22 protein-coding genes are annotated in these 24189 nt (G+C 71.1%); 11 read left to right on the top strand and 11 right to left on the bottom strand.

Features of this window, described 5'->3' with window-relative positions; all coding sequences use genetic code 11:
* Positions 1 to 13: 13 nt before the first annotated feature.
* From INT51_RS13155 to INT51_RS13145, 3 genes are all read right to left on the bottom strand, one after another.
* On the bottom strand, positions 14 to 2083 hold the full coding sequence (locus INT51_RS13155) for a CocE/NonD family hydrolase (RefSeq protein WP_193105767.1): 2070 nt from the start codon (positions 2081 to 2083) through the stop codon (positions 14 to 16).
* Positions 2080 to 3363 carry an acetyl-CoA carboxylase biotin carboxylase subunit family protein gene (locus INT51_RS13150; protein ID WP_193105766.1) on the bottom strand — a complete coding sequence of 428 codons (1284 nt, stop codon included), beginning with the start codon at positions 3361 to 3363 and terminating at the stop codon, positions 2080 to 2082. The genes INT51_RS13155 and INT51_RS13150 overlap by 4 nt, the downstream gene beginning before the upstream one ends.
* Positions 3364 to 3487: 124 nt before the next feature.
* Positions 3488 to 5431 carry an aconitate hydratase gene (locus INT51_RS13145; RefSeq protein WP_193105765.1) on the bottom strand — a complete coding sequence of 648 codons (1944 nt, stop codon included), beginning with the start codon at positions 5429 to 5431 and terminating at the stop codon, positions 3488 to 3490.
* A gap of 345 nt (positions 5432 to 5776) precedes the next feature.
* Between INT51_RS13145 and INT51_RS13140 the strand changes: the two genes are divergently transcribed.
* From INT51_RS13140 to INT51_RS13120, 5 genes are all read left to right on the top strand, one after another.
* A complete protein-coding gene (locus tag INT51_RS13140; protein ID WP_193105764.1) occupies positions 5777 to 6871 on the top strand; it encodes a 3-deoxy-7-phosphoheptulonate synthase in 1095 nt (364 codons plus the stop codon).
* 137 nt (positions 6872 to 7008) lie between these two features.
* Positions 7009 to 7413 carry a VOC family protein gene (locus INT51_RS13135; RefSeq protein WP_193105763.1) on the top strand — a complete coding sequence of 135 codons (405 nt, stop codon included), beginning with the start codon at positions 7009 to 7011 and terminating at the stop codon, positions 7411 to 7413.
* Positions 7414 to 7775: 362 nt separating this feature from the next.
* A complete protein-coding gene (locus INT51_RS22310; RefSeq protein ID WP_226832351.1) occupies positions 7776 to 9212 on the top strand; it encodes a DUF1990 domain-containing protein in 1437 nt (478 codons plus the stop codon).
* A gap of 28 nt (positions 9213 to 9240) precedes the next feature.
* Positions 9241 to 9642, top strand: a complete 402-nt coding sequence (locus tag INT51_RS13125) for a RidA family protein (RefSeq protein WP_193105762.1) — start codon at positions 9241 to 9243, stop codon at positions 9640 to 9642.
* A 25-nt stretch (positions 9643 to 9667) separates the two neighbouring features.
* Entirely contained in the window at positions 9668 to 10558 is an 891-nt protein-coding gene (locus tag INT51_RS13120; RefSeq protein ID WP_193105761.1) for a dihydrodipicolinate synthase family protein, read from the top strand.
* Positions 10559 to 10777: 219 nt separating this feature from the next.
* On the opposite strand, the gene INT51_RS13115 is transcribed toward INT51_RS13120, so the two are convergent.
* The 3 genes from INT51_RS13115 to INT51_RS13105 form a co-directional block, all read right to left on the bottom strand.
* Entirely contained in the window at positions 10778 to 11545 is a 768-nt protein-coding gene (locus INT51_RS13115) for an SDR family NAD(P)-dependent oxidoreductase (protein WP_193105760.1), read from the bottom strand.
* A gap of 34 nt (positions 11546 to 11579) precedes the next feature.
* Positions 11580 to 12698, bottom strand: coding sequence for a hypothetical protein (locus INT51_RS13110; RefSeq protein WP_193105759.1), 1119 nt, complete (start codon positions 12696 to 12698; stop codon positions 11580 to 11582).
* 274 nt (positions 12699 to 12972) lie between these two features.
* Positions 12973 to 13674, bottom strand: coding sequence for a YafY family protein (locus INT51_RS13105; protein WP_193105758.1), 702 nt, complete (start codon positions 13672 to 13674; stop codon positions 12973 to 12975).
* Between the two features lie 165 nt (positions 13675 to 13839).
* Between INT51_RS13105 and INT51_RS13100 the strand changes: the two genes are divergently transcribed.
* A complete protein-coding gene (locus INT51_RS13100) occupies positions 13840 to 14208 on the top strand; it encodes a VOC family protein (protein WP_193105757.1) in 369 nt (122 codons plus the stop codon).
* Positions 14209 to 14315: 107 nt separating this feature from the next.
* Here INT51_RS13100 and INT51_RS13095 read toward each other — a convergent pair whose 3' ends face one another.
* From INT51_RS13095 to INT51_RS22710, 3 genes are all read right to left on the bottom strand, one after another.
* Positions 14316 to 15923: an MDR family MFS transporter gene (locus tag INT51_RS13095; RefSeq protein ID WP_193105756.1), complete on the bottom strand. Its 1608-nt coding sequence runs from the start codon at positions 15921 to 15923 to the stop codon at positions 14316 to 14318.
* A gap of 247 nt (positions 15924 to 16170) precedes the next feature.
* A complete protein-coding gene (locus tag INT51_RS13090; RefSeq protein ID WP_193105755.1) occupies positions 16171 to 16839 on the bottom strand; it encodes a response regulator transcription factor in 669 nt (222 codons plus the stop codon).
* A complete protein-coding gene (locus INT51_RS22710) occupies positions 16836 to 18101 on the bottom strand; it encodes a sensor histidine kinase (RefSeq protein WP_193105754.1) in 1266 nt (421 codons plus the stop codon). Before INT51_RS22710 ends, INT51_RS13090 begins: the two co-directional genes overlap by 4 nt.
* Positions 18102 to 18255: 154 nt before the next feature.
* Between INT51_RS22710 and INT51_RS13080 the strand changes: the two genes are divergently transcribed.
* The 5 genes from INT51_RS13080 to INT51_RS13060 all read left to right on the top strand — a co-directional run bounded on the left by INT51_RS13080 (position 18256) and on the right by INT51_RS13060 (position 22151).
* Positions 18256 to 18744, top strand: a complete 489-nt coding sequence (locus INT51_RS13080) for a hypothetical protein (protein ID WP_226832347.1) — start codon at positions 18256 to 18258, stop codon at positions 18742 to 18744.
* A complete protein-coding gene (locus INT51_RS13075; protein WP_193105753.1) occupies positions 18741 to 18968 on the top strand; it encodes a hypothetical protein in 228 nt (75 codons plus the stop codon). Before INT51_RS13080 ends, INT51_RS13075 begins: the two co-directional genes overlap by 4 nt.
* Positions 18969 to 19201: 233 nt before the next feature.
* Entirely contained in the window at positions 19202 to 20908 is a 1707-nt protein-coding gene (locus INT51_RS13070) for a carbon starvation protein A (protein WP_193105752.1), read from the top strand.
* Positions 20905 to 21168, top strand: a complete 264-nt coding sequence (locus tag INT51_RS13065; protein ID WP_193105751.1) for a cory-CC-star protein — start codon at positions 20905 to 20907, stop codon at positions 21166 to 21168. Before INT51_RS13070 ends, INT51_RS13065 begins: the two co-directional genes overlap by 4 nt.
* Positions 21159 to 22151, top strand: coding sequence for an ArsA family ATPase (locus INT51_RS13060; RefSeq protein WP_193105750.1), 993 nt, complete (start codon positions 21159 to 21161; stop codon positions 22149 to 22151). Before INT51_RS13065 ends, INT51_RS13060 begins: the two co-directional genes overlap by 10 nt.
* 12 nt (positions 22152 to 22163) lie before the next feature.
* On the opposite strand, the gene INT51_RS13055 is transcribed toward INT51_RS13060, so the two are convergent.
* A complete protein-coding gene (locus INT51_RS13055; RefSeq protein WP_193105749.1) occupies positions 22164 to 22880 on the bottom strand; it encodes a response regulator transcription factor in 717 nt (238 codons plus the stop codon).
* Positions 22877 to 24163, bottom strand: coding sequence for a sensor histidine kinase (locus INT51_RS13050; protein WP_193105748.1), 1287 nt, complete (start codon positions 24161 to 24163; stop codon positions 22877 to 22879). The genes INT51_RS13055 and INT51_RS13050 overlap by 4 nt, the downstream gene beginning before the upstream one ends.
* Positions 24164 to 24189 lie beyond the last annotated feature (26 nt).

The raw sequence follows: 24189 nt of genomic DNA, 5'->3' as shown, positions 1-24189 counted from the left end.
GCGCCGGGCCGGGTCACACGTGGTCGCGGGGGATCGAGGTGCTCCACGTGCGCGAGTCCACCCGCTCGTGACCCTCCCAGGCGTCCTGCTCCGCGTACACGTGGAACTCGGTGGCGGTGGAGGTGAGCACGGTGCGGGTCGTGGTGCGAGCGGACCAGTCGCCGCGAGAGAAGCCGATGTTCCACAGGGTCTCGCCGCGCACCGAGCTGACGTCGCCGGCGACGAAGCCGTAGGTCTCGTGGGAAGCGCGGCGCACCGCGAGATCGATGTCCTCGAAATGCACGGTGCCGAGATCCTTGACCACGTCGAGCCGGCCGGACAGATCCACCATGTCGCGGCTGACCCGCCAGTCCTGCGCGCCGCTGACCAGTTGCCTCGCCCGTAGCGGCTCGGCTCCCTCGGCCTCGCCGAACACCGGGCTGATCTCGTGGGGCGGGCGCGGCCGCACCGGCAGCAGCAGCTCGCTGGACCGGGGGTGGATGGTCATCCGCACCGGCTCCGGGGAGGGCCACACCACCGGCCAGTACGACGTCGACACCGACACGCGCAGCTGATGCCCGGGTGGGAAGGACTGCGCCATGCCGTTGAGCTGCACGTCGACGGTGCGCCGTTCCCCGGGCACCAGTGCGACGGGCTCGGCGGAGCCCGCGTGATGGGTGAGGTTCTGGACCTCGTAGCTGACGCGGGTGGCCTCCCCGTCGGGAGCGACGTCCGAGAGCCGCACGATGACCTGTGCGGACGGCTGGTCCACGGACAGGTCCAGCGAGACCACCGGCGCACCCAGCACCTCCACCGTCTCCGGCAGAGCTGCGCTGGTGAAGACGAGGGACCCACCATCCTCCTCGCGCTGGTCATACGGCATATCAGGAGGGGCGTTGTAGGAGCACCATTTGCCGGCGAACTGCCCCACCGACAGCGGTGAGCGCACCGAGCGCGGGTCGGTGGAGTGGGACTCCTCGCCGGGGGCGTGGATGGTGTAGAAGCCCAGTGGGAAGCGGGTGGGGACGACGTTCCGGGTGGGCCAGGACTCCTCGCCCACCCAGCGTCCGGGCCGCTGCGCGTAGGTGGTCGCCGGCGGCGCCGTGTCCTGCATCCAGATGGTCAGAGCGGGGCGGTCCATCGCGCCGTTGCCTCGATCGTCCTTCAGCCAGTGGTCCCACCAGAGCACGGCCTCCTGCAGGAAGCCGATCGCGGGGCCGGGCTCGCCCAGGTGGGGGTACTTATGGCTCCACGGCCCGATGAGGCCGCGCACCGGGGAATCGAGGTTCGCCAGCAGTCGGAAGACGGAGTTGGAGTAGCCGTCGGCCCAGCCGCTGACGGCCAGCACCGGAACCTCGACGGCGGAGTAGTCCTCGATGATCGAACCGTGGCGCCAATAGTCGTCGCGGCGCTGATGACGCAGCCAGGTCTCCAGCCACAGCCCGCTGCCCCGGAGCCGGTCCAGCCACATCTGCCGCCACGCGTCGCCGACGATCGCCGGATCCGGGGGGCAGGCGTTGTAGGCGAACATGGTCGAGGCCCAGGACAGGTTGTCCGTGAGCAGGCATCCGCCCATGTAATGGACGTCGTCGGTGTAGCGGTCGTCGGTGGAGCTGCAGGTGATGATCGCGCCCAGGCTCGGGGGGCGGCGGGCGGCCACCTGCAGTGCGTTGAACCCGCCCCAGGAGATCCCCATCATCGCGGTGCGCCCCGAGCACCAGGGCTGCGAGGCCATCCACGCCAGGATCTCCTCGGCATCGACCAGCTCCTGCTCGAGGTACTCATCGCTGAGCACGCCCTCGGAGTTGCCGCTGCCGCGCAGGTCCACGCGCAGGCAGGCGTAACCGTGCCCGGCCATGTACGGGTGGTGGATCGAATCGCGCTGGGCGGTCAGGTCCCGTTGGCGGTAGGGGATCAGCTCGAGAATCCCGGGCACAGGCTCGATATCGGTCGCGGGCGCGTCATCGGACGCGGGTGCACCTCCGGAATCATCGGCGGAGACCGGTCGCCACAGCCGGGCGGCCAGGCGGACCCCGTCGGACATCTCGATCCACAGGTGCTCGGTCTCCTGGGTCTCGTACGGGAAGCTCGTCACGGTCCTCATCGGTCCTCCACCTCATCGATGTCGAAAGCCAGGGTCTCCACGCAGCGGCGGGAGGCGCGCGCGAGTGCGGCCTGGTTCGCGCCGCCGGTGTACACCTCTGCCAGGACGTAGCTGTAGCCGTCCTCGGCGTGCCGTGTCGACAGGCGCTCTCCGGGGAGGGCGGTGATCTCGATGCGCGTGCCGGGCAGGTCCCGTTCCAGCTGCGCGACCTGCTCGCCGGTGGGCACCGCACGCACGATCCCGTCGCGGAAGCGGCGCAGGAACCACTTGGCCGCGATGGCGTGCTGGCCGGCCCGGTACGGCAGCTGTGGCGTGAGCCCGAAGGCGATGTCGATCATCGCCTGATGATTGGGGGCGCCGTCGACCATCTCGAACAGCAGCGCGTGGGACTGCGAGTGGCGGGCATTGACCTCCAGCACCCGCACGGCACCGGTGTCCTCGTCCCAGAAGAACTCGATGTTGAAGGTGGACTCCGTGAGCCCGGTGGCCGCGATGACACGGCGGGCGACCTCGCTGAGATGCTCCTGGACCTCCCACGGGACCTGCGAGGGGTACTGGTAGCGCAGGAAGCTCGAGGTGCCCGGGTAGTCGAAGGAGTCGATGACTCCGTAGACCACCACCGCGCCGTCGTGGCTGAATCCCTCCAGCGTCAGCTGCCGTCCGGTGACGGCCTCCTCGATCAGGCAGGCCCGACCGCCGACGCGTTCGATCTCCGGGGGCAGCTCCACCATGTCCAGCACGTCCTGGAACGGCCGGCCCAGGCGCTCGATCACGGCCCGCACGTCCGGCAGATGGCGATGCAGATCGGCCTCGTCCGTCAGCCTGTACGCCCCCTCGGACGAGGCGGCGTTCACCGGCTTGATCCACACCGGGTACCGCATGCCCTCCGGTAGCACCGGTTCGGGGATGTCCAGGTCCAGCAGCCCGAAGGCGGGCAGCTCCTCGATGGCGCCGCTCTGCACGAGCCGCGCCCAGTACTTGTGCTCGCAGCGCAGCACCGCGGTCAGATCGGCCGATGGCAGGCCCCGACGGGCGCACAGGATGGGCACCATGGTCACCATCGGGAAGTCCCAGAAGCTGACGATGGCGTCGACGGTTCCGTCGAAGGCGACCAGCACCTCCTCCGCCTGGTGCAGCAGCTCCGGGAACTCGATCCGAGCCCCCTGCAGCCGTTTCGGGGTCAGCACGGGGTGGAAGGCGAGATTCTCGGCGCCCGGCAGACGGCGCAGGATCTCCCCGTTGTGCTGGTCCAGTCCGAGGACGAAGACGTTGCGGATCATGGTCGGTCTCCTTCGACCGGGGCGGTGCTCGGCGGCTGGGCACCTCTGCATCCCTGTGCACCCATCGTGCGGCCGACGGCAGGTCGCGTAAAGGGGCGCGCGCGACCGGCCGGTCGGCCGCTGCTCACACCCCCTGCGCCGCCAGTGGGATCCTCCCGCCGGCCAGGATCATCTCGACCTGTCGTTCCGAGAGCCGGTGGTGCAGGCCCACTTCGCGCCCGCCGATGCGCGCTGTCAGGGCGCTTTCGTAGCGGAGCGCTTCGTGCACTCCGTCGAGCACGACCTGATCACCGGTGGCGATACGAGCGAGGTCGGCGGGGTTGTCGAACTCGAGGGCGAGGATCCCGAAGTTCGCGAGGTTCTGCCAGTGGATCCGCGCGAAGCTCACCGCGATCACCGCCTTCAATCCCAGGTAGCGCGGCGCGATCACCGCGTGCTCCCGGGAGGAGCCCTGCCCGTAGTTCCTCCCGGCCACCACCACGTGCCCGCCGGTCGCGGCGGCCGCCTTCGCCGGATACTCCGGGTCGAGGCGGGTGAAGGCGAACTCGGAGATCTTGGGGATGTTGCTGCGGAAGGGGAGCACCCGGGATCCGGCGGGCAGGATCTCGTCGGTGGAGACGTCATCGCCCATCACCAGGATCGCCGAGATGTCCAGGTGGTCCTCGATCGGGGTGAACTCCGGCAGCGAGGAGATGTTCGGGCCCTTCACGAGCTCGACGCTCGCCGCGTCCTCCGCCGGCAGCGGCGGCATCAGCATGTCCGGGAAGTGTGCGTAGCGGTCGGGCATGACCGCCCGCGGATAGGTGATGCCGTGGGAGCCCTCGAGGGTGCGCGGATCGGTGATCTGGCCGGTCAGTGCCGCTGCCGCCGCGGTCTCCGGGGAGCACAGCCACACCGCGTCCTCCTCCGTCCCGGAACGTCCCGGGAAGTTCCGGGGCATCGTGCGCAGCGAGTTGCGACCGCTGGCCGGGGCCTGCCCCATGCCGATGCAGCCCATGCAGCCGGACTGGTGGATGCGCGCACCTGCCGCCACCAGGGTCGTCAGCCAGCCGCCGGTGATCAGATCCGCCAGCACCTCGCGGGAGGTGGGGTTGATGTCCACCGACACTCCCTGGTGGCTCTGATGGCCCGCGAGGATCTCGGCGACCACGGCGAAGTCCCGCAGCCCGGGGTTGGCCGAGGAGCCGACCACGACCTGGGAGACCTCTTCCCCGGCGACCTCGGCGACCGTCACCACATTGCCGGGGGAGGAGGGTCGGGCTATCAGCGGCTCCAGCGTCGAGAGGTCGATCTGCTCGGTCAGGTCGTAGGTCGCGCCCTCGTCGGCCTCCCACCGCTCGAACGCGTCTGCGCGGCCGACGGCCTCCAAGTAGTCGCGGGCGACGTCGTCGGCCGGGAAGACCGTCGCGGTGGCGCCCAGCTCGGCGCCCATGTTCGCGATCACGTGGCGATCCATCGCCGTCAGCTGCGCGAGCCCAGGGCCGTGGTACTCGATGATGCGGCCCACGCCGCCGCTGACTCCGTGCCGGCGCAGCATCTCCAGCACCACGTCCTTGGCGGAGACCCAGTCGGGCAGGGTGCCGGTCAGCTCCACGCCCCAGATCTCCGGCAGCGTGACGTACAGGGGCTGGCCTGCCATGGCCATCGCGATCTCGAGGCCGCCCACGCCGACCGCGAGCATGCCCAGGGCGCCGGCCGCGCAGGTGTGGGAGTCCGAGCCGATCAGGGTGGTGCCGGGGCGACCGAAGTGTGCCTGGTGCACGGGATGGGAGACCCCGTTGCCGGCTTGGGAGAACCACAGTCCGAACCGCTGGGAGGCGGACTGGAGGAACAGATGGTCCTCGGGGTTCTTCTCGTCGGTCTGCAGCAGATTGTGGTCGACGTACTGCACCGACAGCTCGGTGCGGATCCGGTCCAGACCCATCGCCTCGAGCTCGAGCATCACCATCGTGCCGGTGGCGTCCTGGGTGAGGGTCTGGTCCACCCTCAGGCCCACTTCGGAGCCCGGCTCGAGAATGCCTTCGACCAGGTGGGAGGCGATCAGTTTCTGTGCAACGTTGTGCGCCATGGCGCCGTCCTCCTAGAGGTTGCGGCCCGTCGCCGGCCCGGCGGTGGACCTTGTCCCCACCGTAGGCCGGATTCCCCGTTCTGCCCAGAGCGGGGAGGGCTGGAGAGTCGACGGATCACCCCTGCTCCCGTCGTCCTGGCCGCCCGATGTTCGATGTCGCGAGGTTCGAGGTACAGTCCCTCCATGACGAACCGATGGTTTACCTATGCGCAGTCGGCCCTGGAGGGGCCGCCGCTGGCATAGCGTCACCATCCCTTCAGAGCCGACGGGCAGAGCACATGCTCTGCCCTTTGCCGTTTCCGGCGGGCTCTGCAGTGGGTCCGCCCTGATCTCAGGACAGGACCCATGACAGTTCTCGATACATCCCCCGCCACCGCTGCCGATCGCCATATCGCGGGCATCACGCCGCTGCCCAGCCCCGCGGACCTCCTGGCGGAGATCCCCCTCGATCCGGGCCAGGCCGAGCTGGTCGCCCGCAGCAGGGACGCCGTGCGCGAGGTGCTCGCGGGCCGGGACGACCGCCTGCTGGTGGTCGTCGGCCCCTGCTCGATCCATGATCCTCGCGCGGGTCTCGAGTACGCCCATCTGCTCGCCGAGGCGCGGAGGGAGCTCGGCGACGACCTGCTGCTGGTGATGCGCACGTACTTCGAGAAGCCGCGCACCACCGTGGGCTGGAAGGGCCTGATCAACGACCCGCACCTCAACGGCAGCCACGACATCGCCACCGGTCTGCGCACCGCGCGCACCTTCCTGCGCGAGGTCACCGCGCTCGGCCTGCCCTGCGCGACCGAGTTCCTCGAGCCGATCAGCCCGCAGTACACCGCGGACCTCATCAGCTGGGGCGCGATCGGCGCGCGCACCACCGAATCCCAGATCCACCGCCAGCTCGCCTCCGGGCTGTCGATGCCGATCGGCTTCAAGAACGGCACCGACGGCGGCATCCAGGTCGCGCTCGACGCGGTGGCATCGGCCTCGGCGCCGCAGTCCTTCCTCGGGATCGGGGCCGACGGCCGCGCGAGCCTGGTCTCGACCACGGGCAACCCGGATGCGTCCGTGATCCTGCGCGGCGGTGCGGACGGCCCGAACTGGGGGCCCGGACCGGTGCGCGCGGCCGCCGAGCGTCTGACCGCGCAGGGCCTGCCCCCGCGCCTGGTCATCGACGCCAGCCACGGCAACAGCGGCAAGGACCACAGGCGCCAGGCCGAGGTCGCCACGATGCTCGCCGACCAGGTCGCGGTGGACGGCGCGGCGGTCGCCGGGGTCATGCTCGAGAGCAACCTGATCGCCGGGGCGCAGAACCTCGATGTGCACGCCGGGCCCGCGGGCCTCGTGCACGGGCAGTCCGTCACCGACACGTGCATGGACTGGGAGACGACCGACGGCGTGCTGCGCGCGCTCGCCGGTGGGGTGCGGCGCCGCCGTACCGGAGCCCGGGCGTGAGGAACGGAGCCGGTCGGGAGGCGTGCTCGCGGACAGCTCCTGTCCTCCAGGTTCCGTAGCGTCGTGGGCGCCGGGAGCCGACGAGGACCTGCACCCCGACCTGCCCCGTGACTGCACCCCGATCTGGAAGAGACCCCATGACTGCGACTTTGTCCCTGTTCACCCTGTATCGCGACCCGGTCGCCGCCGTGCGCTGGCTGGTGGACGCCTTCGGATTCGAGGTCACGGCCTGCTTCGGTGCGCAGGAGGGCACGATCGACCACGCGGAGCTCCGCCTCGGCGACGCCGTGGTGATGGTGCAGGCGGCCGCCGAGGGGCAGCTGGCATCGCCCGTCGTCGACGGCTCGACCGTCCGGGCCCCCGTGCTGTCTCTCGATGACGAGAAGGACGTGGACGCCCTCTACGCCCGCGTCGCGGCCGCCGGGGCGACGACGCTGCGCTCCCCGGAGACGACCCCCTGGGGGAACTACCGCTTCGAGGTGCTCGACCCCGAGGGACACCAGTGGTCGGTGGGCAGCTATCGACCGGGCCAGTCCTGGTGAGGGGGCCGGCGACAGGTCGGGAGCAGTTCGAGACGGGCCGCCACGGTGCGGGAAGAGCGTCGCGGGCGATCTCGGTACGCAGTGACCCGTGATCTGCCGCCCGCAACGAGAAGGGACGTGAGCCCGCCGCGTTCCGTTTCGCGTCGCCCCTGCGTGAGGGGGCGGTATTCGCCCTCCATGTCGCCCCCTCACGCGGGGTGGAAGGCCGCGAGCGCGCCTGAAGCGTCGGGACGGGGCACCTTCTCGCCATCGCCCGCGTCGGCGCCCGATTCTCCCCATGACCTCCAGCGCCCGCACCTCCACGCCCGCCCCTTCCCAGATTGAGGTGGAGGCGGAGCGCCGCCGGCCTGTACGTTCTCGTCATGGCCTTCCCCTCCGCTCCCACCTGGTGGGAGGACCGCCAGTCGAGCTTCCGGGACGTCGCTCGGGAGGGCCCGACGTTCGAGGGCCCGCCGTTCTCCGCCGAGATCCTCGCGCTGCTCGCCGAGGTCGAGGCCGCCTTCGACGTGACCGAGGCGTGCACGCCGGGCTGGACGGACCCTCACCGGGAGGCCGGCGGCGAGATCCGTGACTCCCTCGAGGCGGAGTACAGCCGTTGCCTGGACCCGTCCATGTACCGGATCCTGTGGGCCCGTGCCGGGGCCTGGAGTCGCGTGCTCACCGCCCGCGGCTGGGCCGACGAGACCGTTGTCGAGGACCGCACGAAGGTCGCCTGGGTCGTCGAACCGCACGTCGATCGGCATCGCACCATGGTGCTGCGCCCTCGTCGAGCGGGCGGGCAGGCACTCGTCCTCGCCCGCACCGCGCCTGACGACAGCTGCGGCACCACCGACGTCGGCGGCGAGGACGCCGAGCTCCCGGGCCTCGTCATCGGCCTCGGCGAGCCCGCAGTAGCCGTCGAGACCCTCCCGGACTGCGGCTGCGATGCCTGCGACTCAGGGTCCCGTGACCTGCTCGAACAGCTCGACACGGCGATCCTCTCCATCGTCGACGGATCCTGCGAGGTCGTGCTGACCCCTCTGGGGCACAGCCAGCGCAGTTCCTTCGGGGCCTCGAGCGGCAGCGGCACCGGCGAGCCCGACATGACCGTGCAGGTCAGCGCCGGCCCCTGGGCGGAAGGATGGACCCCGCGCCCGCTCTGCCCGCCGATCGACCCGATGGACTCCGCCTGGGCCGACGAGAAGCTGCGCGAGGCGTGGCCGACGCGCCTGCTCGAGACAGTGATCGCTGCCTTCCCGCCTCCGCTCGCCGCCCGGATCCACCGGCTCCGCCCAGGGCGGACGGGGACGGCGACGACGTCTCGGTACGTCCGCGACGAGACCGGGGCGCTCACCGTGCCGCTCGACGCGCTGGAGAGCACGCCGGCCGGTCATCGCCGGATCCACCGCAGCTCCGTGGTGGTCGGCACGGACTTCGATCAGGCACGGTCCGCACTGCTCGGCTGGACGGTGCATCGTCGCGCGGGGTTCCGGGTCATCGCGGAGCGAGCCCCGCTCCAGGCCGGGACCGAGGTGCGGCTCCGCCTGGGCATCTGGCCCTTCCTGATCACCGCGCCCTGCCGCGTGCTCCGGGTGGTCGACGAACCGGACCGTGCCGGCTTCGCCTACGCCACCCTGCCCGGACACCCGGAGTCCGGGATCGAGGAGTTCACCATCACGCGGACCGCGACCGGGCTGATGCGCTTCCACCTCGACGCCGTCTCCAAGCCCGCCACCTGGTACGCCCGGCTCGGCGCTCCGGTCTCCCGCCTCGTCCAGGAGTACTGCACCCGCCGCTACCTGCGCGCCCTCTCCACCTGAGCCGCTCACCCACCCCGAGGAGAACCCGATGCCCGCCACCCTCATCCGCTCTGCCGCGCTGTCCGACGTCGCCCAGTACGCCTACGCCGCGACCGCCCCGGCCAATGCACGCCTGATCTTCCTGGCCGGCTCCTGCCCGCTGAACGCGGACGGCTCGACCCACGGCGCCGGCGACTACGCGGCGCAGGCGGAGAAGTGCCTCGAGAACATGAGTACGGCGCTGGCCGACGCCGGTGCCGCGATCGAGGACGTCATCAGTACCCGCGTCTCCGTCGCCTCCAGCCGGCAGGAGGACCTGGTCACGGCTTGGAACGTGGTGCGCGATACCTTCGGGGAGCACGACGCGCCGAGCACTCTCGTCGGCGTCACCGTGCTCGGTTACGACGACCAGCTCGTCGAGATCGAAGCCGTCGCCGCCGTCGTCGACTGACACCCCTACCCTTCAGGAGCTCCTCGTGTTCACCGGCCTCAGCGCCTTCCCGCTCACCCCTCTGCGTGACGATCAGGTCGATCTCGCTGCCTACACGCGGCTGATCGACCGGCTCGTGGCGGCCGACGTCGACTCGATCGGCGCGCTCGGCTCGACGGGCTCCTACGCCTACCTCGACCGCAGCGAACGACGCGCAGTGTCCGCGGCGACGATCGAGCACTCCGGGGATGTCCCGGTCATCGTGGGCATCAGCGCGCTGCGCACCTCGCAGGTCCGCGCGCTCGCCGCCGACGCCCAGGAGGTCGGGACCGACGCCGTGCTGCTCGCCCCGGTCAGCTACCAGGCGCTCACCGAGGACGACGTCGCCGGTCTCTACGAGGACGTCACCGCCGAGCTGTCGGTGCCGCTGGTCCTCTACGACAACCCCGGCACCACGCACTTCACGTTCTCCCTCGACCTGTACGCGCACATCGCCCAACTGCCGCACGTCGAAGCGATCAAGATCCCGCCGATCAGCGGCAGCGTCGCCGAGGTGCGCGAGCGGATCCAGGCGATCCGCGCCGTGATCCCCGAGCAGGTGCACCTCGGCATCTCCGGGGACGGCGCCGGTGCGACGGGCCTGCTGGCCGGCTGCGATGCCTGGTTCTCCGTGCTCGGCGGCACGGTGCCTGGCGCGGCCGCGACCATCGCGCGCCTCGCGGCAGCCGGGGACGACGCTGCGCTCACCGAGTCCGCACGACTGGCACCGCTGTGGGACCTCTTCGCAGAGCACGGGAGTCTGCGCGTCACCGCCACCATCGCCGAGCACCTCGGACTGGTCACGGCGCCGTGCCTGCCACGACCGCTGCGCGGGCTCGACGGTGAGGACCGGAAGCGAGTCATCGACGCGATCGAGGCCCTCGTCCTGGCTGAGTGACGATGTCGGAGCAGGGGAGCAGGGGAGCAGGGGCTCGGGGCCAAGGTGGCTAGGAGCGCCGAAGCAGCCAAACACGCGCGACCGGGCACGGGACGACGCGAGCACCCCGCCTGAGTAGGCGTTTGAGGTACCGGATACCGCCCCCTCAGGCGGGGTGGACCCTGCTCAGTGCACCTGCTCATCCACTGGCTCACGTTGAAGTGGTGTCACCGCGCAAGGTCAGTGCACCGAGAAGCCGCCGTCCACGGGGAGGCACTGCCCGGTGACATACGCCGACGCGGGGCTCGCGAGGAACACCGCAGCGCCCGCGAAGTCCTCGGGCAGGCCGTTGCGACCGATCAGGGTGCGCGCCGCGAGCGCTGTCACCCGTGACGGGTCCGAGCTCAGCCGCTGATTCAGCGGCGTGCTCACATAACCCGGGACCAGCACGTTCGCGGTCACCCCGTGCGGTGACCATGCTTCGGCCTGCGAGCGGGCCAGGGCCTCCACGGCCGCCTTCGAGACGCCGTAGGCGCCGCTGTCCGCGAAAGGACGCTGCGCCTGTTGCGAGCTGATGTGGATCAGGCGTCCGTAACCGCGCTCGGCCATGCCCGGAGCGAGTCGCTGGCCGAGCAGGAACGGTGCCTCGAGGTTCACCGCCATCGTGGCGTCCCAGGTGTCCTCCTCCAGCTCGGGCAGCGGAGGGCGCAGGTTGATGCCTGCAGAGTTCACCAGGATGTCCACCTCACCGGCAGCGTCGGCCAGCGCGTGCGTGCCGGCGCGGGTGGAGACATCCGCGCGGATCCCGTCGGCCGAGCCGCCGGAGTTGTGGATCTCCTCGACGGTCGCCTCGATCGCCTCGGCCGTGCGCGCGGCGATCAGCACCCGCGCCCCCGCGCGGGCCAGGGCGATGGCGATGGCGTGGCCGATCCCCGAGCTGCCCCCGGTGACCAGTGCGGAGCGCCCCTCGAGGCCGAACAGGGACTGCAGGAACGACGCGTTGTTCATCGCACGAGAGTATCGGGGAGTGCCGGGGCGCTGCTCAGACCAGTTCGATCACCGGACCCTCGTGCACGGCCAGATAGATCCGATTGCGGATCTCGTTGGCCTCGCTCGAGGTGAGCGTACGGTCGATCGGTCGCAGAATGATCCGCAGCAGCAGGTTCACCTGACCGGACCGGGTACCCAGCCGTGAGCGCGCAGCCTCCGGCAGGGCCCCGTGAGTCGTGCGGCCCAGTACCTCGACGGATTCAATGACCTCTGCGTCGTCCCCGAGCGCCGTGCGGATCCGGTCCCCGAGGGTCTCCTCGTCCTCGTCCTCAGCGACGACCACCGAGATGTCGCGCCGGGCCGGCGGCAGCGCGGAGACCTGCTTCCACGAATCCAGCGTCACCATCTGCTCGGCGATCCGAGGGTCACGCGCACGCAGGTAGCGGATATCGGGGATGGACTTGCGCAGCATCAGCGCGCGCTCGAGCCCCATCCCGAGAGCCAGTCCCGACCAGCTCTGCGGATCCAGCCCGGAGCCGCGCAGGACGTCGGGGTGTATGCGTCCGCATTCCGCGAGCTCCAGCCACGTTCCGTCGTGGAGCACGTCGATCTGGCGGCCGCCCACGGTGTACGGATGCTCGACGTCAGTGACCTGCCACCGCGCGCCGGGGAGTACGGCCTCGACCAGCAGGCCGATCATCTCCAGCATGTCGTCGTCCCCAGTGCCTGCGGTGCGGCGCAGTCGCCAGAGGTCGACCTGGTGGGGCTCGCCGACATGGCTGCGGTCCACCGCATCGCGCCGGTAGACCATGCCTGGGACGACGATCAGTTCGTCGACGCCCGTGCGGTCGGGGTAGTCCTCGAGTGCAGTGGGGATCTCCGCGCTCATGTGGCTGCGAAGCATCACCGTCGAACTGACGTAGCGGGTGTAGCGCCTCGCTCGCGTGACGTCGTCGCCGCCGTAGCCGAGGCGGTCGTAGTTCTCGCGCACGGGGACGACCGGTGAGGTGCGCACGTGCCGGACGCTGCTGCCCCACCGGGTGCTCAGGGCGGTGACGACGGCGTCCAGGAGGATCTGGATCGCGTGCTCGCCGTGGGCCGGATCGGTGAGGTCGCGCAGTGTGAGGGCGCGATGGAGCTGGTCAGGGGTCAGATAGTCGGCGTGAGCCATGGGAGGGTCTCCAAGCGGGGTGCAGGTGGGTGGGGTGGAAGAACTTCCCCCGGCCGCGCCTGCGGAGACCCGATGAGCTAGTGGCGCATGTCGAGGACCCCGCGGCCATGATCCGGCCGGGGGTCGAGAAATCGCTGCTGCCACTGCATGTCGCGACAGTAGCAGGGTGCGCTCGCCCGGCAGCGCTCGTTATGGCAGCGACCTCGCCCCGCAGAGCCCGCCACGCAGCGCCCGTTCCGCGGCGCTCGCACTGCGCGGGGACCGCGGGGACCCTTCAGCGGTCGTGACCGCGGAAGTCCCACCGCGAGAGATCGGCCGCGAGGGGATCCGGAGTGCGAGGGGTCGGAACCTCATCGGTCTGCTCGATCGCGAGGATCCGGTCCGTGCGGAATCCGCGCACGCCGTCGCGCAGACGGCACCAGCCCACCAGGATCCAACCGCCTCCCACCGTGATCATGCCCAGCGGCTCCACGGCACGACGGGTGCGCTCCCCGGTCTCGTGCGAGGCGTACTCGAGTTCCACCACGCGTGGCTGCTCGAGCACCTCGCGCACCGTCGCGGCGATTCCCGGGTCCGTCGGCTCCGCCGGTGCCATGGATGCCACGCGGGCCGCGAGTGCTCCGGCTCGTCCCCTCTGCTCGGGCGGCATCGCCCCGAGCACCTTGTCCATCGCGCGTCGCGAGTCCTCGGCGAACGGCGAGCCCATCATGACGCTCAGCCCGGCCGCGACAACTGTGGCCTCCGCGGGCGTGAACGCCAGCGGCGGCAAGGAGTAGTCGCGGCGGATGGCGTAGCCGCCGCGCCGACCGGTCTCCGCGTAGATCGGAACGCCCGATTCCTGGAGAGCGCGCACATCGCGCTCGATGGTCCGGGTGCTCACCGTGAAGCGCTCCGCGAGCCGCGGCACCGAGATCGGTCGCTCGGCGTGGGCCCGCAGCACGTCCAGGATCGCGTGGTGGCGTTCGCTGCGTCGCATCGCCCCAGGGTACGGAGCATCGGGGGACGAGGGGCCCGGGAGCGGCGGCCCGACGCAGCGTTTACCGCACCCGACGAGAAGTCGCCTGGAAAGACCGACATACCGCTGTCGCAGGGCGGGACGAAGATGGAGTGACGAACACCCGAAATGGAAGGACATCTCCTCGTGACCAGCCCGAACATGTTCATCGTCTATGTCAGCGATGTCGCTCGCACCGTCGACTTCTACCGACAGGTCTTCGACCTCGTCCCGAGCTTCTTCCCCAGCCCCGGTTTCGCGACCTTCGCTCTCGCCGACGGGGTGGACCTCGCCCTGTGGAGCGGGTACGACGGGGCGCTCGTCGGTGATCCCGTGCGTACCAGCGAGGTCACCGTGTGCCTGACCGGAGGGCCCGACGTCATCGAGGAGCAGCATCGCGCCTGGACGGCTCTCGGTGTCACCGTGCTCGAGGCCCCGCATGACGCGGTGTTCGGGCGCACCTTCGTGATCGCCGACCCGGACGGCAACCGGATCCGCGTGGCCCCGGTCGACTGAGCGCAGAGCGAAGAGATCCGGCCGCCCCGGCGACCTCACCCCGGCAGGGGGCAGGTGCGCTGGGACGGCCGGATCTCCGTCGGGGCGAGCAGCTCGCGGGGGAGCGGTCAGGCGGCGGCGCTGACCTCTGCGTCCTCCCGATCGGTGGGGGCAGTGCCCTCGTCCTCGATGTTCTGGCGTCGCAGCGTCGCCGCGAGCACCACGCCGAGGGTGGTCAGTACGCCACCGAAGGCGAAGGCCCAGGTGACGCCGTCGGCCTGAGCGGCGTCCGGTGCCACACCGGACTCCACGGCGACCAGCGAGCCGAGCGTGAGCAGAGCGATGAACACCGCAGTGCCCAGCGCGCCGGCCAGCTGCTGCAGGGTGTTGAGGATCGCCGAGCCGTGGCCGTAGAGCTCCCGCGGCAGCGCGCCGAGGGACAGCGCCAACAGCGGAGTCATGACCATGGCCATGCCGATGCCCAGCGGGATGTTCAGCGCGATGATCATTCCCTGGGTGCTGTCGGCGTCGAGCAGGAACACCTCGAGCCAGGAGACCACGGCCATCAGCGCGATCCCCGGCACGACGATCGGGCGGGGCCCCACCCGGTCGTAGAGAGCACCGACGAGCGGACCGAGAACACCGGAGGCGGCCGCGCCGGGCAGCATGGTCAGGCCCACCTCGAGCGTGTTCATCCCGAGCGCGCTGGTCATGTAGAGCGGCAGGGCCACCACGGTGCCGAGCATGGTCGCGAAGCCCATCAGGATCACCACCACGGACACCGTGTAGGTGCGCACCGCGAGGGGACGGAGGTCGAGCAGGGGCTCGTCGCCGCGGGCGAGCATGCGCAGCTGGCGGAGGGCGAACGCGGCGAGGGAGAGCACGCCGATACCGGCGAGGACCAGGGGGACCAGACGGTTGCGGCCCTCCACGATCTCGCTGATCGAGGCCAGTGCGTACACCACGCCGCCGAAGCCGATGGCGGAGAGGATCACCGAGGCGACGTCCAGCCGCACCTTCTCGGGGTCCGTGTAGTTGCGCATGAAGATCAGGCCGATGACCAGGGCGATCACGATGATCGGCAGCATCATCACGAACAGGTAGTGCCAGGACCACTGCTGGAGGATGAACCCGGAGATGGAGGGGCCGAGCGCCGGGGCGGCCGAGATGACCACGCCCACCAGGCCCATCACCAGGCCGCGGGCCGTGATCGGCACGAGCGCGAGGATCGTGGTCATCAGCAGCGGCAGCACCATCGCGGTGCCGGCGGCCTGGATGACGCGGGCCCCCAGCAGCACCGGGAACGTCGGGGCGACCACGGCGACCGACGTGCCGACCAGGAACAGCAGCATCGCGATGATGAAGACGGTGCGCACCGACAGGCGCTTCATCAGGAAGCCGGTGGTCGGGATGACCACGGCCATGGTGAGCAGGAAGCCGGTGGACAGCCACTGGGCGACGACCGCAGTGATCGACAGGTCCGCCATCAGCGTCGGCAGCGCGACGGACAGCAGGGTCTCGTTGAGGATCATGACGAACGCCGAGACCACCAGCACGGCGATGATCGGGGCGACCTTGACGGAGCTCGGGGCGCGACCGTCGACGACGGTGGTGGCGGGGTTGTCGGCGCCGTCGCGGGTGGCGTACTCGGCCTCGGCGGAGGCAGAGCCCCCGGCGACGATGCCATGCGACTCGACGGCTGGGAACTCGCCCGTGGGCAGGCGGGGGGAGGACATGGAGGTGACGAGCTTTCTTCCTCGAGGGACCGGGTGGCCGGGGCCCGCACGTCCGCGCGCACTGTGGGGCGGAGCAGTCAGGTCACCATCCGGTGGGGCCGGCGAGCAGTGCCCGAGACCACCCTCATCCTCGCACGGGTGAGGCCATTTTTGACCTGTGAGGAGGCCCGCAGTATCGGTCCGGAAGGAGGGAATATTCTGGGCCTGCGCCGCCAACTGCCGTCCTGTCCTCACCGCGACCTACAGGCTACTGCGTCCCCTCGCCGGGCGTGACCAGCCCGGATTCGTAGGCGACGACCACGAGGCGCGAGCGATCCCGCGCCGCCAGCTTCGCCAACAGGCGACTCACATAGGTGCGGGCGGTGGCCGGTGAGATGAACAGGGCGCGCCCGATCTCGTCGTTGGACTCGCCGAGGCCGACGCGCCGCAGCACCTCCCGCTCCCGCACGGTCAGCGCGTCCAGCAGCTCCGGTCGCACCCTGGCCGCCAGACGGGAGCCGAGCTGGCCGAGCACGGTGGTGGTCACCGACGGCGACAGCAGCGAGTCCCCGCTGGCCACCACCCGGATCGCGGCGCGCAGATCGGTGGGGGAGACGTCCTTGAGGAGGTACCCGGAGGCTCCGGCGCGGACCGCGGCCAGGATGTCCTCGTCCTCGTCGAAGGTGGTCAGGACGATCACGCGCACGTCCGCCAGCTCCGGGTCGGCGACGATCTGCGCGGTCGCGGCGATGCCGTCCAGCTGCGGCATCCGGATGTCCATGAGCACCACGTCGGGGCGCAGCTCGCGCACGCGGCCCACCCCGGCCCGCCCGTCGGCCGCCTCGCCGACCACCTCGAGGTCACCGTCGTGCTGCGCGAGCGATCGCAGCCCGACACGGACGAGCTCCTGGTCATCGACCAGCACGATGCGGATCATGGCCCGATCCTCCTCTTCTCGCCGTTGCTGCCCGGTGCCGTGCCCTCCGCCGCACCCAGCTTCGCGGGCAGGGTCACCTCCACGGTGAAACCCGATCCGGGTGCGGTGCGGGTGGCGAAGGTGCCTCCGAGCAGTCGTACCCGCTCTCGCATGCCGAGCAGCCCGACTCCGCTGCCGGCGGTCAGGCCATGGAGCGTGCTCCCAGCGTCCGCCCCACGCCCGTCGTCGGTGATCACGAGCTGCAGCTCCCCGCCCTCGAGGCCGGCGGTGACCTGCACCGTCGTTGCCTCGGCATGGCGCAGCACGTTCGTCACGGACTCCTGCACCACCCGGTACGCCGCGGCGTCCACGGCCGGTGACAGGTCGCCCCGACCCACGTCCACCTGCTCCTGGACCTTCAAACCGGCGCCGCGGGCGTGCTCGAGGGTCGTGGGGACGTCGGCCAGGGAGCGCACGTGGCGGTCCTCGACGCCTGTCCCGTCGGCCGCGATGGAGGGATCTGTGCGCAGCAGGCGCACCATCGAGCGCAGCTCCTGCAGCGACTCCGTCGCCTGGGTGCGCACCTGCGCGAGGGCGTCCGTGACGGTGGCGTCGTCCCGGCCGACGGCATCGCTCGCGACCCCCGTATGCAGGGAGATCACCGACAGCGAGTGACCGACGGTGTCGTGCAGCTCGCGTGAGATCTGCTCCCGCTCGTCCCGCATGCGCAGCTGCGCTTCGCGGCGGGTCCGCTGTTCCTGGAGGCGGGTGATCTCCTCCCGCTGTGCGTTCTGCAGCCGGTGCGATCGCACCGCGTACCCGAGGGCGACGGCGCCGGCGATCAGGGCGATGTTGGTGACGGCGTCGGTGCCCAGCAGATACCCGAGCGGCTGCGGGTCGTCGCGGACCCGATAGAGCAGGGCCACGGCGAAGACCGTCGTGCCGGCGCCGATCGCCCAGCGCATCACCCCCTGTTCCGCGGCGCAGTAGAGCGCCGCGGCCACCGGCAGGGCCACCCCGATCGTCGGCAGCTCGAGCGTGTAGTACGCGAAGGTTCCCAGCACGCTGAGCACCAGCATCGGGATCGGCAGGCTGCGTCGCAGGAGCAGGACCACCCCGAACCCGGCGGCGAACAGGTAGGCGACAGGGCGCACGGCGAGCCCCTCCCCGGCCTGGGAGATCGTGATCATGGCCGACAGCAGCGCGGCCACGACGACGGCGAGCACGACGTCACCGGCGCGCGGTGCGCTGCGCGCTGGGAGCGGATCGTCGTGAGCTGCCACCTGGTCAGCGTAGAAGGCGGCCACCGCGAACACACGGGACCACGGGACGACCCTGCTGTCGCCTCTCGACGTACACGAGGCGCGGTCGCGGGCGACGACGCCCGCGCTTCGGGACGAATGTGCAGGTCAGGGCATGAAACGTAGCGTCAACGACATGACGCCGACCTCCGGACCCTCCACACCGAACCCCGCCGCCCCGGACTCCACCGGACAGACCCCACCTGCGGCGCACGGCCTGGCGCCGCGGCGCCGACTGAACCCGCTGCTCATCCTCGCGCTCGCCCTGATCGCCCTGGCCCGCCCGCTGACCAACATCGTGGCCGATCAGGCGGGCACGGACCTCGGCCCGCTCGTCCCGCTGGGGTGGACGCTGCTGATCTCCCTGGTGTGGATCGCCGTGGTGGGCCTGACCGGCACCGCACGCCCGGTCCTCACCCTGGTGCTGGCCGCCCTCGCCTACGCCGTGTTCGCGATCATCCTCAGCGGAATCCTCTCGCCGATCCTGCTCGGCCGCCTCGAGGGCCCGCTCGCCAACCCCCTGGCCATCGTGCCCCTGCTGGCCACCAATGCGGTGTGGGGTCTGCTCACCGGCGCGCTCGCCCTCGCCGTGCAGCGGCTGCGCGGGCTTCGGGAGCAGCGGTGATCCTGCGACGCATCGGTGTGGCCCTGCTCGGGCTGATCGGCGGGATCCTGGCCGGGATCCTCGTGCAGGACCTGCTCGCACGGCTGCTGATCACCGCAGCCGGGGACGTCACCGTGATCGGCCTGGTGGTGCTGCCGCTGCTGATCCCGGTGTGCGGCGTGCTCGGGGCGATCCTCGCCGTGCTGCTGGCCGCGCGCCGATCCAGCCGGGCGTGCCGGAACTGAGCCTCGGGACCGGCGCATCTGCACACCTGACGGGACGGACGCGCAGGAGGTCCCCACGCTGACGCCCGACACGTGATGGCCGCGCGCTCGGTGCCGGGCGGCGGGTCCGCTACGGTGAGCCCATCGCGCGCGACGAGGACGTGACGAGGTGCCGGGCGGCCGTCGACGATCGCCGACCACCTCTCCCAGCCCCGCCGTGGACCGTTCCCCACCCGCGTCAGGAAGGCTGCACCGTGAATTCCCTCGTCCTCGCCGTCGTCGGCGTCGCCATGATGATCGCGGGGTACCTGCTGTACTCCCGGTACCTCAGCACCCGCGTCTTCAAGCTCTCCGCCTCCTTCCGCACCCCTTCCCACGAGCTCGAGGACGGCGTCGACTTCGTCCCCACCAACAAGTTCGTGCTGTGGGGTCACCACTTCACCTCCGTCGCCGGTGCCGCGCCCATCGTCGGCCCGGCCGTCGCCGTGATCTGGGGCTGGCTGCCCGCCTTCCTGTGGGTCACCCTGGGCACGGTCTTCTTCGCCGGCATGCACGATCTCGGCACGCTGTGGGCCTCGGTGCGTCATCGCGGCCAGTCGATCGGCTCCCTGTCCGCGCGGTTCATCGGCGCCCGGGGCAGCCGGCTGTTCCTCGTGGTCATCTTCCTGCTGCTGCTCATGGTCAACGCGGCCTTCGCCGTGGTGATCGCCGGGCTGCTCGTCTCCACCCCGACCGCGGTGATCCCCACCTGGGGCGCCCTGGTGGTCGCCGTCCTCATCGGCCAGGCCATCTATCGGCTGAAGTGGAGCCTGCCCCTGGTCTCCGTGATCGGGGTCGTCGCCCTGTACGGGCTGATCCTGGTGGGAGACGCGGTCCCGGTGGCGTTGCCGGAATCCGTGCTGGGGCTGTCCCCCGAGGCGTTCTGGATCGTGATCCTGTTCGTGTACGCCGCGATCGCCTCGATGCTGCCGGTGTGGGTGCTGCTGCAGCCGCGCGACTACATCAACGGGCTGCAGCTGTTCATCGCTCTCGGCCTGCTGTACGGCTCCGTGCTGCTGTTCCGCCCGGAGATCGTCGCCCCCGCGATCAACACGAACGTCCCCGAGGGCACCCCGGGCCTGATGCCGCTGCTGTTCGTCACCATCGCGTGCGGCGCCATCTCCGGCTTCCACGGGATCGTCGCCTCCGGCACCTCCTCCAAACAGCTGGACAAGGAGACCGACGCCCGCTTCGTCGGCTACTTCGGAGCCGTCGGCGAGGGCCTGCTCGCCCTCGGTGCGATCATCGCCACCACCGCGGGGTTCCGCACCCTGGCCGACTGGGAAGCGGTGTACTCCGCGTTCAACGAGGGCGGGGTCGGAGCCTTCGTCGACGGCGGCGGCGCGATCCTCAACGCGGGCCTGGGCATCCCCACCTCGCTGTCCGCGACGATCCTGGCGACCACGGCCGTGCTCTTCGCGGCCACCACCATGGACACCGGCGTGCGCCTGCAGCGCTTCGTGGTCCAGGAGATCGGCCTGATCGTCAACGTCCGGCTCGGAACGGCCGCCGCGACGCTGATCGTGCTGGTGGTGTGCCTGGGCCTCACCTTCAGCGCGGGGGCCGACGGGTCCGGCGGCATGATCCTGTGGCCGCTGTTCGGCACCACCAATCAGCTGATGGCGGGCCTGTCGCTCGCGATCCTGGCCGTGATGCTCATGCGCAAGCGCCGCCCGGTGCTGCCGATCATGATCCCGCTGCTGTTCGTCCTGTTCGTCAGCGTGTACGCGCTGGTGATCCAGCTGCGGGGGTTCCTGGCCGACGGGAACTGGCTCCTGCTCGCCCTGGACGTGATCATCCTGATCGCCGCGGTCTGGGTGATCATCGAATCCGCCATCGCCCTGCACCGCGCCCGCGGGTCCGAACCGGAGGAGGATGAGGAGGACTTGGAGGTCACCGCCGGGGAAGGCCGCGCCGAATGAGGTGGCGCGAGCGGTGGCGGGCGTTCAGCGCCGGCCTGCACGAGTTCTACGTCGCCCCGTACCGTCGCACCTTCGCCCGCGCCCGCCGCGACGAGGACGACCTGTTCCGCATGCTCGTCATGAGCGAGATGCTGGGCGTGCCCAACCCCGCCGCCTACTACACGGCCGAGCTGCTGCCGGTGCTGTATGACAGCTTCCACGACTGGCACCGGCGCATGGGCCTGGAGCGCTCACCCCTGGAGAACTACCGATGCTGCTGACCCTCGCCCGCGAGCGCCGCGTGCTGTTCCTCGGGGGCAAGGGAGGCGTCGGCAAGACCACCGTCGCCTCCGCCGTCGCGCTCGCCGCTGCCCAGGAGGGCCGGCGTGCCCTGGTCGTCTCCACCGATCCGGCCCACAACCTCGGGCATCTGTGGGACCAGCGCATCGGGGACCGCCCCACAGAGCTCGGCAGCGGCCTCGGCGGGCGCCTGAGGGGCATCGAGATCGACCCCGATGCGACCACCGACCGCCACCTCCGGGACGTCGGCCACACCCTCAAGCGCCTCATGCCGGAGAACCTCGCCGGGGAGGTCGACAAGCACATGGAGCTCTCCCGCCGCTCACCCGGGACCCACGAGGCCGCCGTCCTGGAACGGATGACGGACCTGGTCGAGAGCGGGATGCGCGAGGCGGACCTGGTGGTCTTCGACACCGCCCCCTCGGGGCACACGGCGCGGCTGATGGCCCTGCCGGAGGTCATGACCGCGTGGACCGACGGGCTGCTGGCCCGCCGAGAGAAGTCCGCGAAGCTCGGCGCGGCCCTGCGCGGGCTCGACGGGGACCGTGGCGCCACCCTGCTGGGCTCGACGACGCCGCGCGACCCAGTCGAGGAGCGCGACCAGGAGATCCGCTCGATCCTGCTGCGCCGCCGCGACCGCCTCGCCACCCTGCGCACCGTGCTCACCGACACGACCACGACGTCGTTCGCGATCGTGCTCGCCGCCGAGCGGCTGCCGGTGCTGGAAACCATCGAACTGCACCGGGACCTCACCCGCACCGGCGTCGACATCGGTGCGCTGGTGGTCAACAAGCGCTCGCCGGCGAACCGCGGGGAGTTCCTCGCCCACCGTCGCGCCGTCGAGGACACGCACTTGGCCACCCTGCACGCGGCCCTGCCGGACCTCCCGCTGCAGGAGGTGCCGCTGGGGGAGGACGACGTGGTCGGCGCAGCGGCTCTGGAGCGCTTCGCCCGACTGCTCTGAGTACAGCAGGGCTCAGCTGCGGTGCTGCTGCCACCAGAGAGCGGCCTGCACCCGGGAGTCGAGCTGCAGTTTCGTCAGCGCGTGCGAGAGGTGGGACTTCACCGTGGTGATCTCGACGAACAGCTGCGAGGCGATCTGCTGGTTGGACAGTCCCTGCGCGACCAGCGCGAGCACGTCCTCCTCCCGGCGCGTGAACGTCGGCGGAGGACCGGCAGGGGCGGAGGCGCCGACGGTCCCCGCGGTCGGGATGGGTGCGTCTGCGCCGCCGGCGACCGGGGCCGACGGGGCGGCTCGGCCGCGCAGGGCACCGACTACGGCGCGCGTGGCCGCTGCGGACAGCACCGCATCGCCCCGGTGCACGTCGCGCACGGCGCCCAGGATCCGCTGCGGGTCCTCCGATTTCACCAGGTACCCGTCGGCCCCGGCGGCCAGCGCCCCGAGCACATAGTCATCGAGGTCGAAGCCGGAGATCACCAGCACGTTCGCCCCGGTCTCTCGCAGGTGCGGGGTGATCTCGATACCGGTCGCGCCGGGCATGCGCACGTCGGTGAGGACCACGTCGGGGCGGTGCGCACGGGCGGCCGCCACGGCGGAGTCCCCGTCGTGAGCCTCGGCGATCACGGTGATGTCCGGGGCAGAATCCAGCAGCGCGACCAGCCCGGACCGGACGGCGGGATGGTCGTCGGCGACGAGCACCCGGATCGGGCGGCTCACGGTCGGGTCGCTCACGGCAGTGCCTCCTGGTTCACGGTCGTCGAGGTGGTGCTGGCCTCGACCGGCGCAGCGGCCGTGCGCGCGGGCAGATGCGCCAGCACCCGCCACATCCCGGCCTCCGGGCCATCCTCGGGGGCGGGGCCGGAGGTTGCGCTGCCCCCGACGGCCGTGGCCCGGTGCGCGATCGCGCCACGGCCCACACCGGTGCCGGGAACCGCCGTCTCCGCGCGCCGGTTCAGCAGCTCCAGCGTCACCGCGTCGGCCCCCACCCGGACGGACAGCGAGATCGGCGCGAGCCCGTGACGCACCGCGTTGGTGGACGCCTCGGCGGCCAGGCGCAGCAGGGCGGCCTGCACCGACGGCTCCACGCGGGCGGCATCGGTCGCGGCCGGATCGATCTCGACCCGCGCCTCAGGGTCGCGGCCGCGCAGGCGGGTGGTGAGCGAGGGCCAGGTCAAGGTGATCGACGGCAGCGTGCCGGTCTCCTCCGTCGAGAGCACCCCGATCATCGAGCGCAGGTCCCGCAGCGCGGCGTGGGCGGAGTCCCGCGCCGTCGCCAGGGAGCGGTCCCGCGCCTCACGCTGTTCGAGGGAGGAGGCGAGGCTGGTGTGCAGGGAGACGGCGCTGAGGTGCCCGGCGATCACATCGTGGAGGTCGTGAGCGATCGTGCGGCGCTCGGTCTCCACGGCCTGGGCGGCGCGGGTGGCGGCGAGCTCGTGCTCGACGTCCGTCAAGGTTTCGGCGACCAGGCGCGCGTCCCGGTGATGGCGCACCTCCCAGCCCCACATCAGCGGAGTCATCAACACGAGGGCCGAGATCATCAGCACCACCAGCAGGATCGGTCCGGCGGCTCCGAGAGCGACGGCGATGAGGAAGGCGACCACGCCGGCGCCGATCGCGAGTCCGGTGGTCAGGCGCGCCAGGCGCCGGCTGCCATGCATGATCGGATCGAAGAGCGCCTCGAACAGCAGGATGTAGGCGGAGATCTGACCGCCCACGAGGACCTCCGCGGCTGCGAGCGGACCAGCCACCGCGAGGGTGATCGCCGGATTGCGGCGCCGCCACACCAGGCTCACGCAGGCGATCAGCATCATCGCGATCGACACGGAGGGAGACCAGCGCAGTTCCTCGCCGAGAAACCCGGAGTTGCTGGCCCCGGAGGCCCCGAGCAGCACGACCAGCGCGGCGTAGCCCGCCGCGATGAGCAGGTCGCGGCGGTTCAGCGCAGGACGCTCGGGAGCGTCGAGATCGACACCCGGCGACCCCGCGGGGCGTCCTGGGACCGGAGCGGAGGGCATACCCCCAGGCTACGCGGCCGTGGCGG

It is taken from the genome of Brachybacterium sp. FME24 (genome assembly GCF_014897705.1).
In the GTDB taxonomy this organism is placed as follows: Bacteria; Actinomycetota; Actinomycetes; order Actinomycetales; family Dermabacteraceae; genus Brachybacterium.
This window is presented reverse-complemented; position numbering and strand designations above follow the sequence as displayed.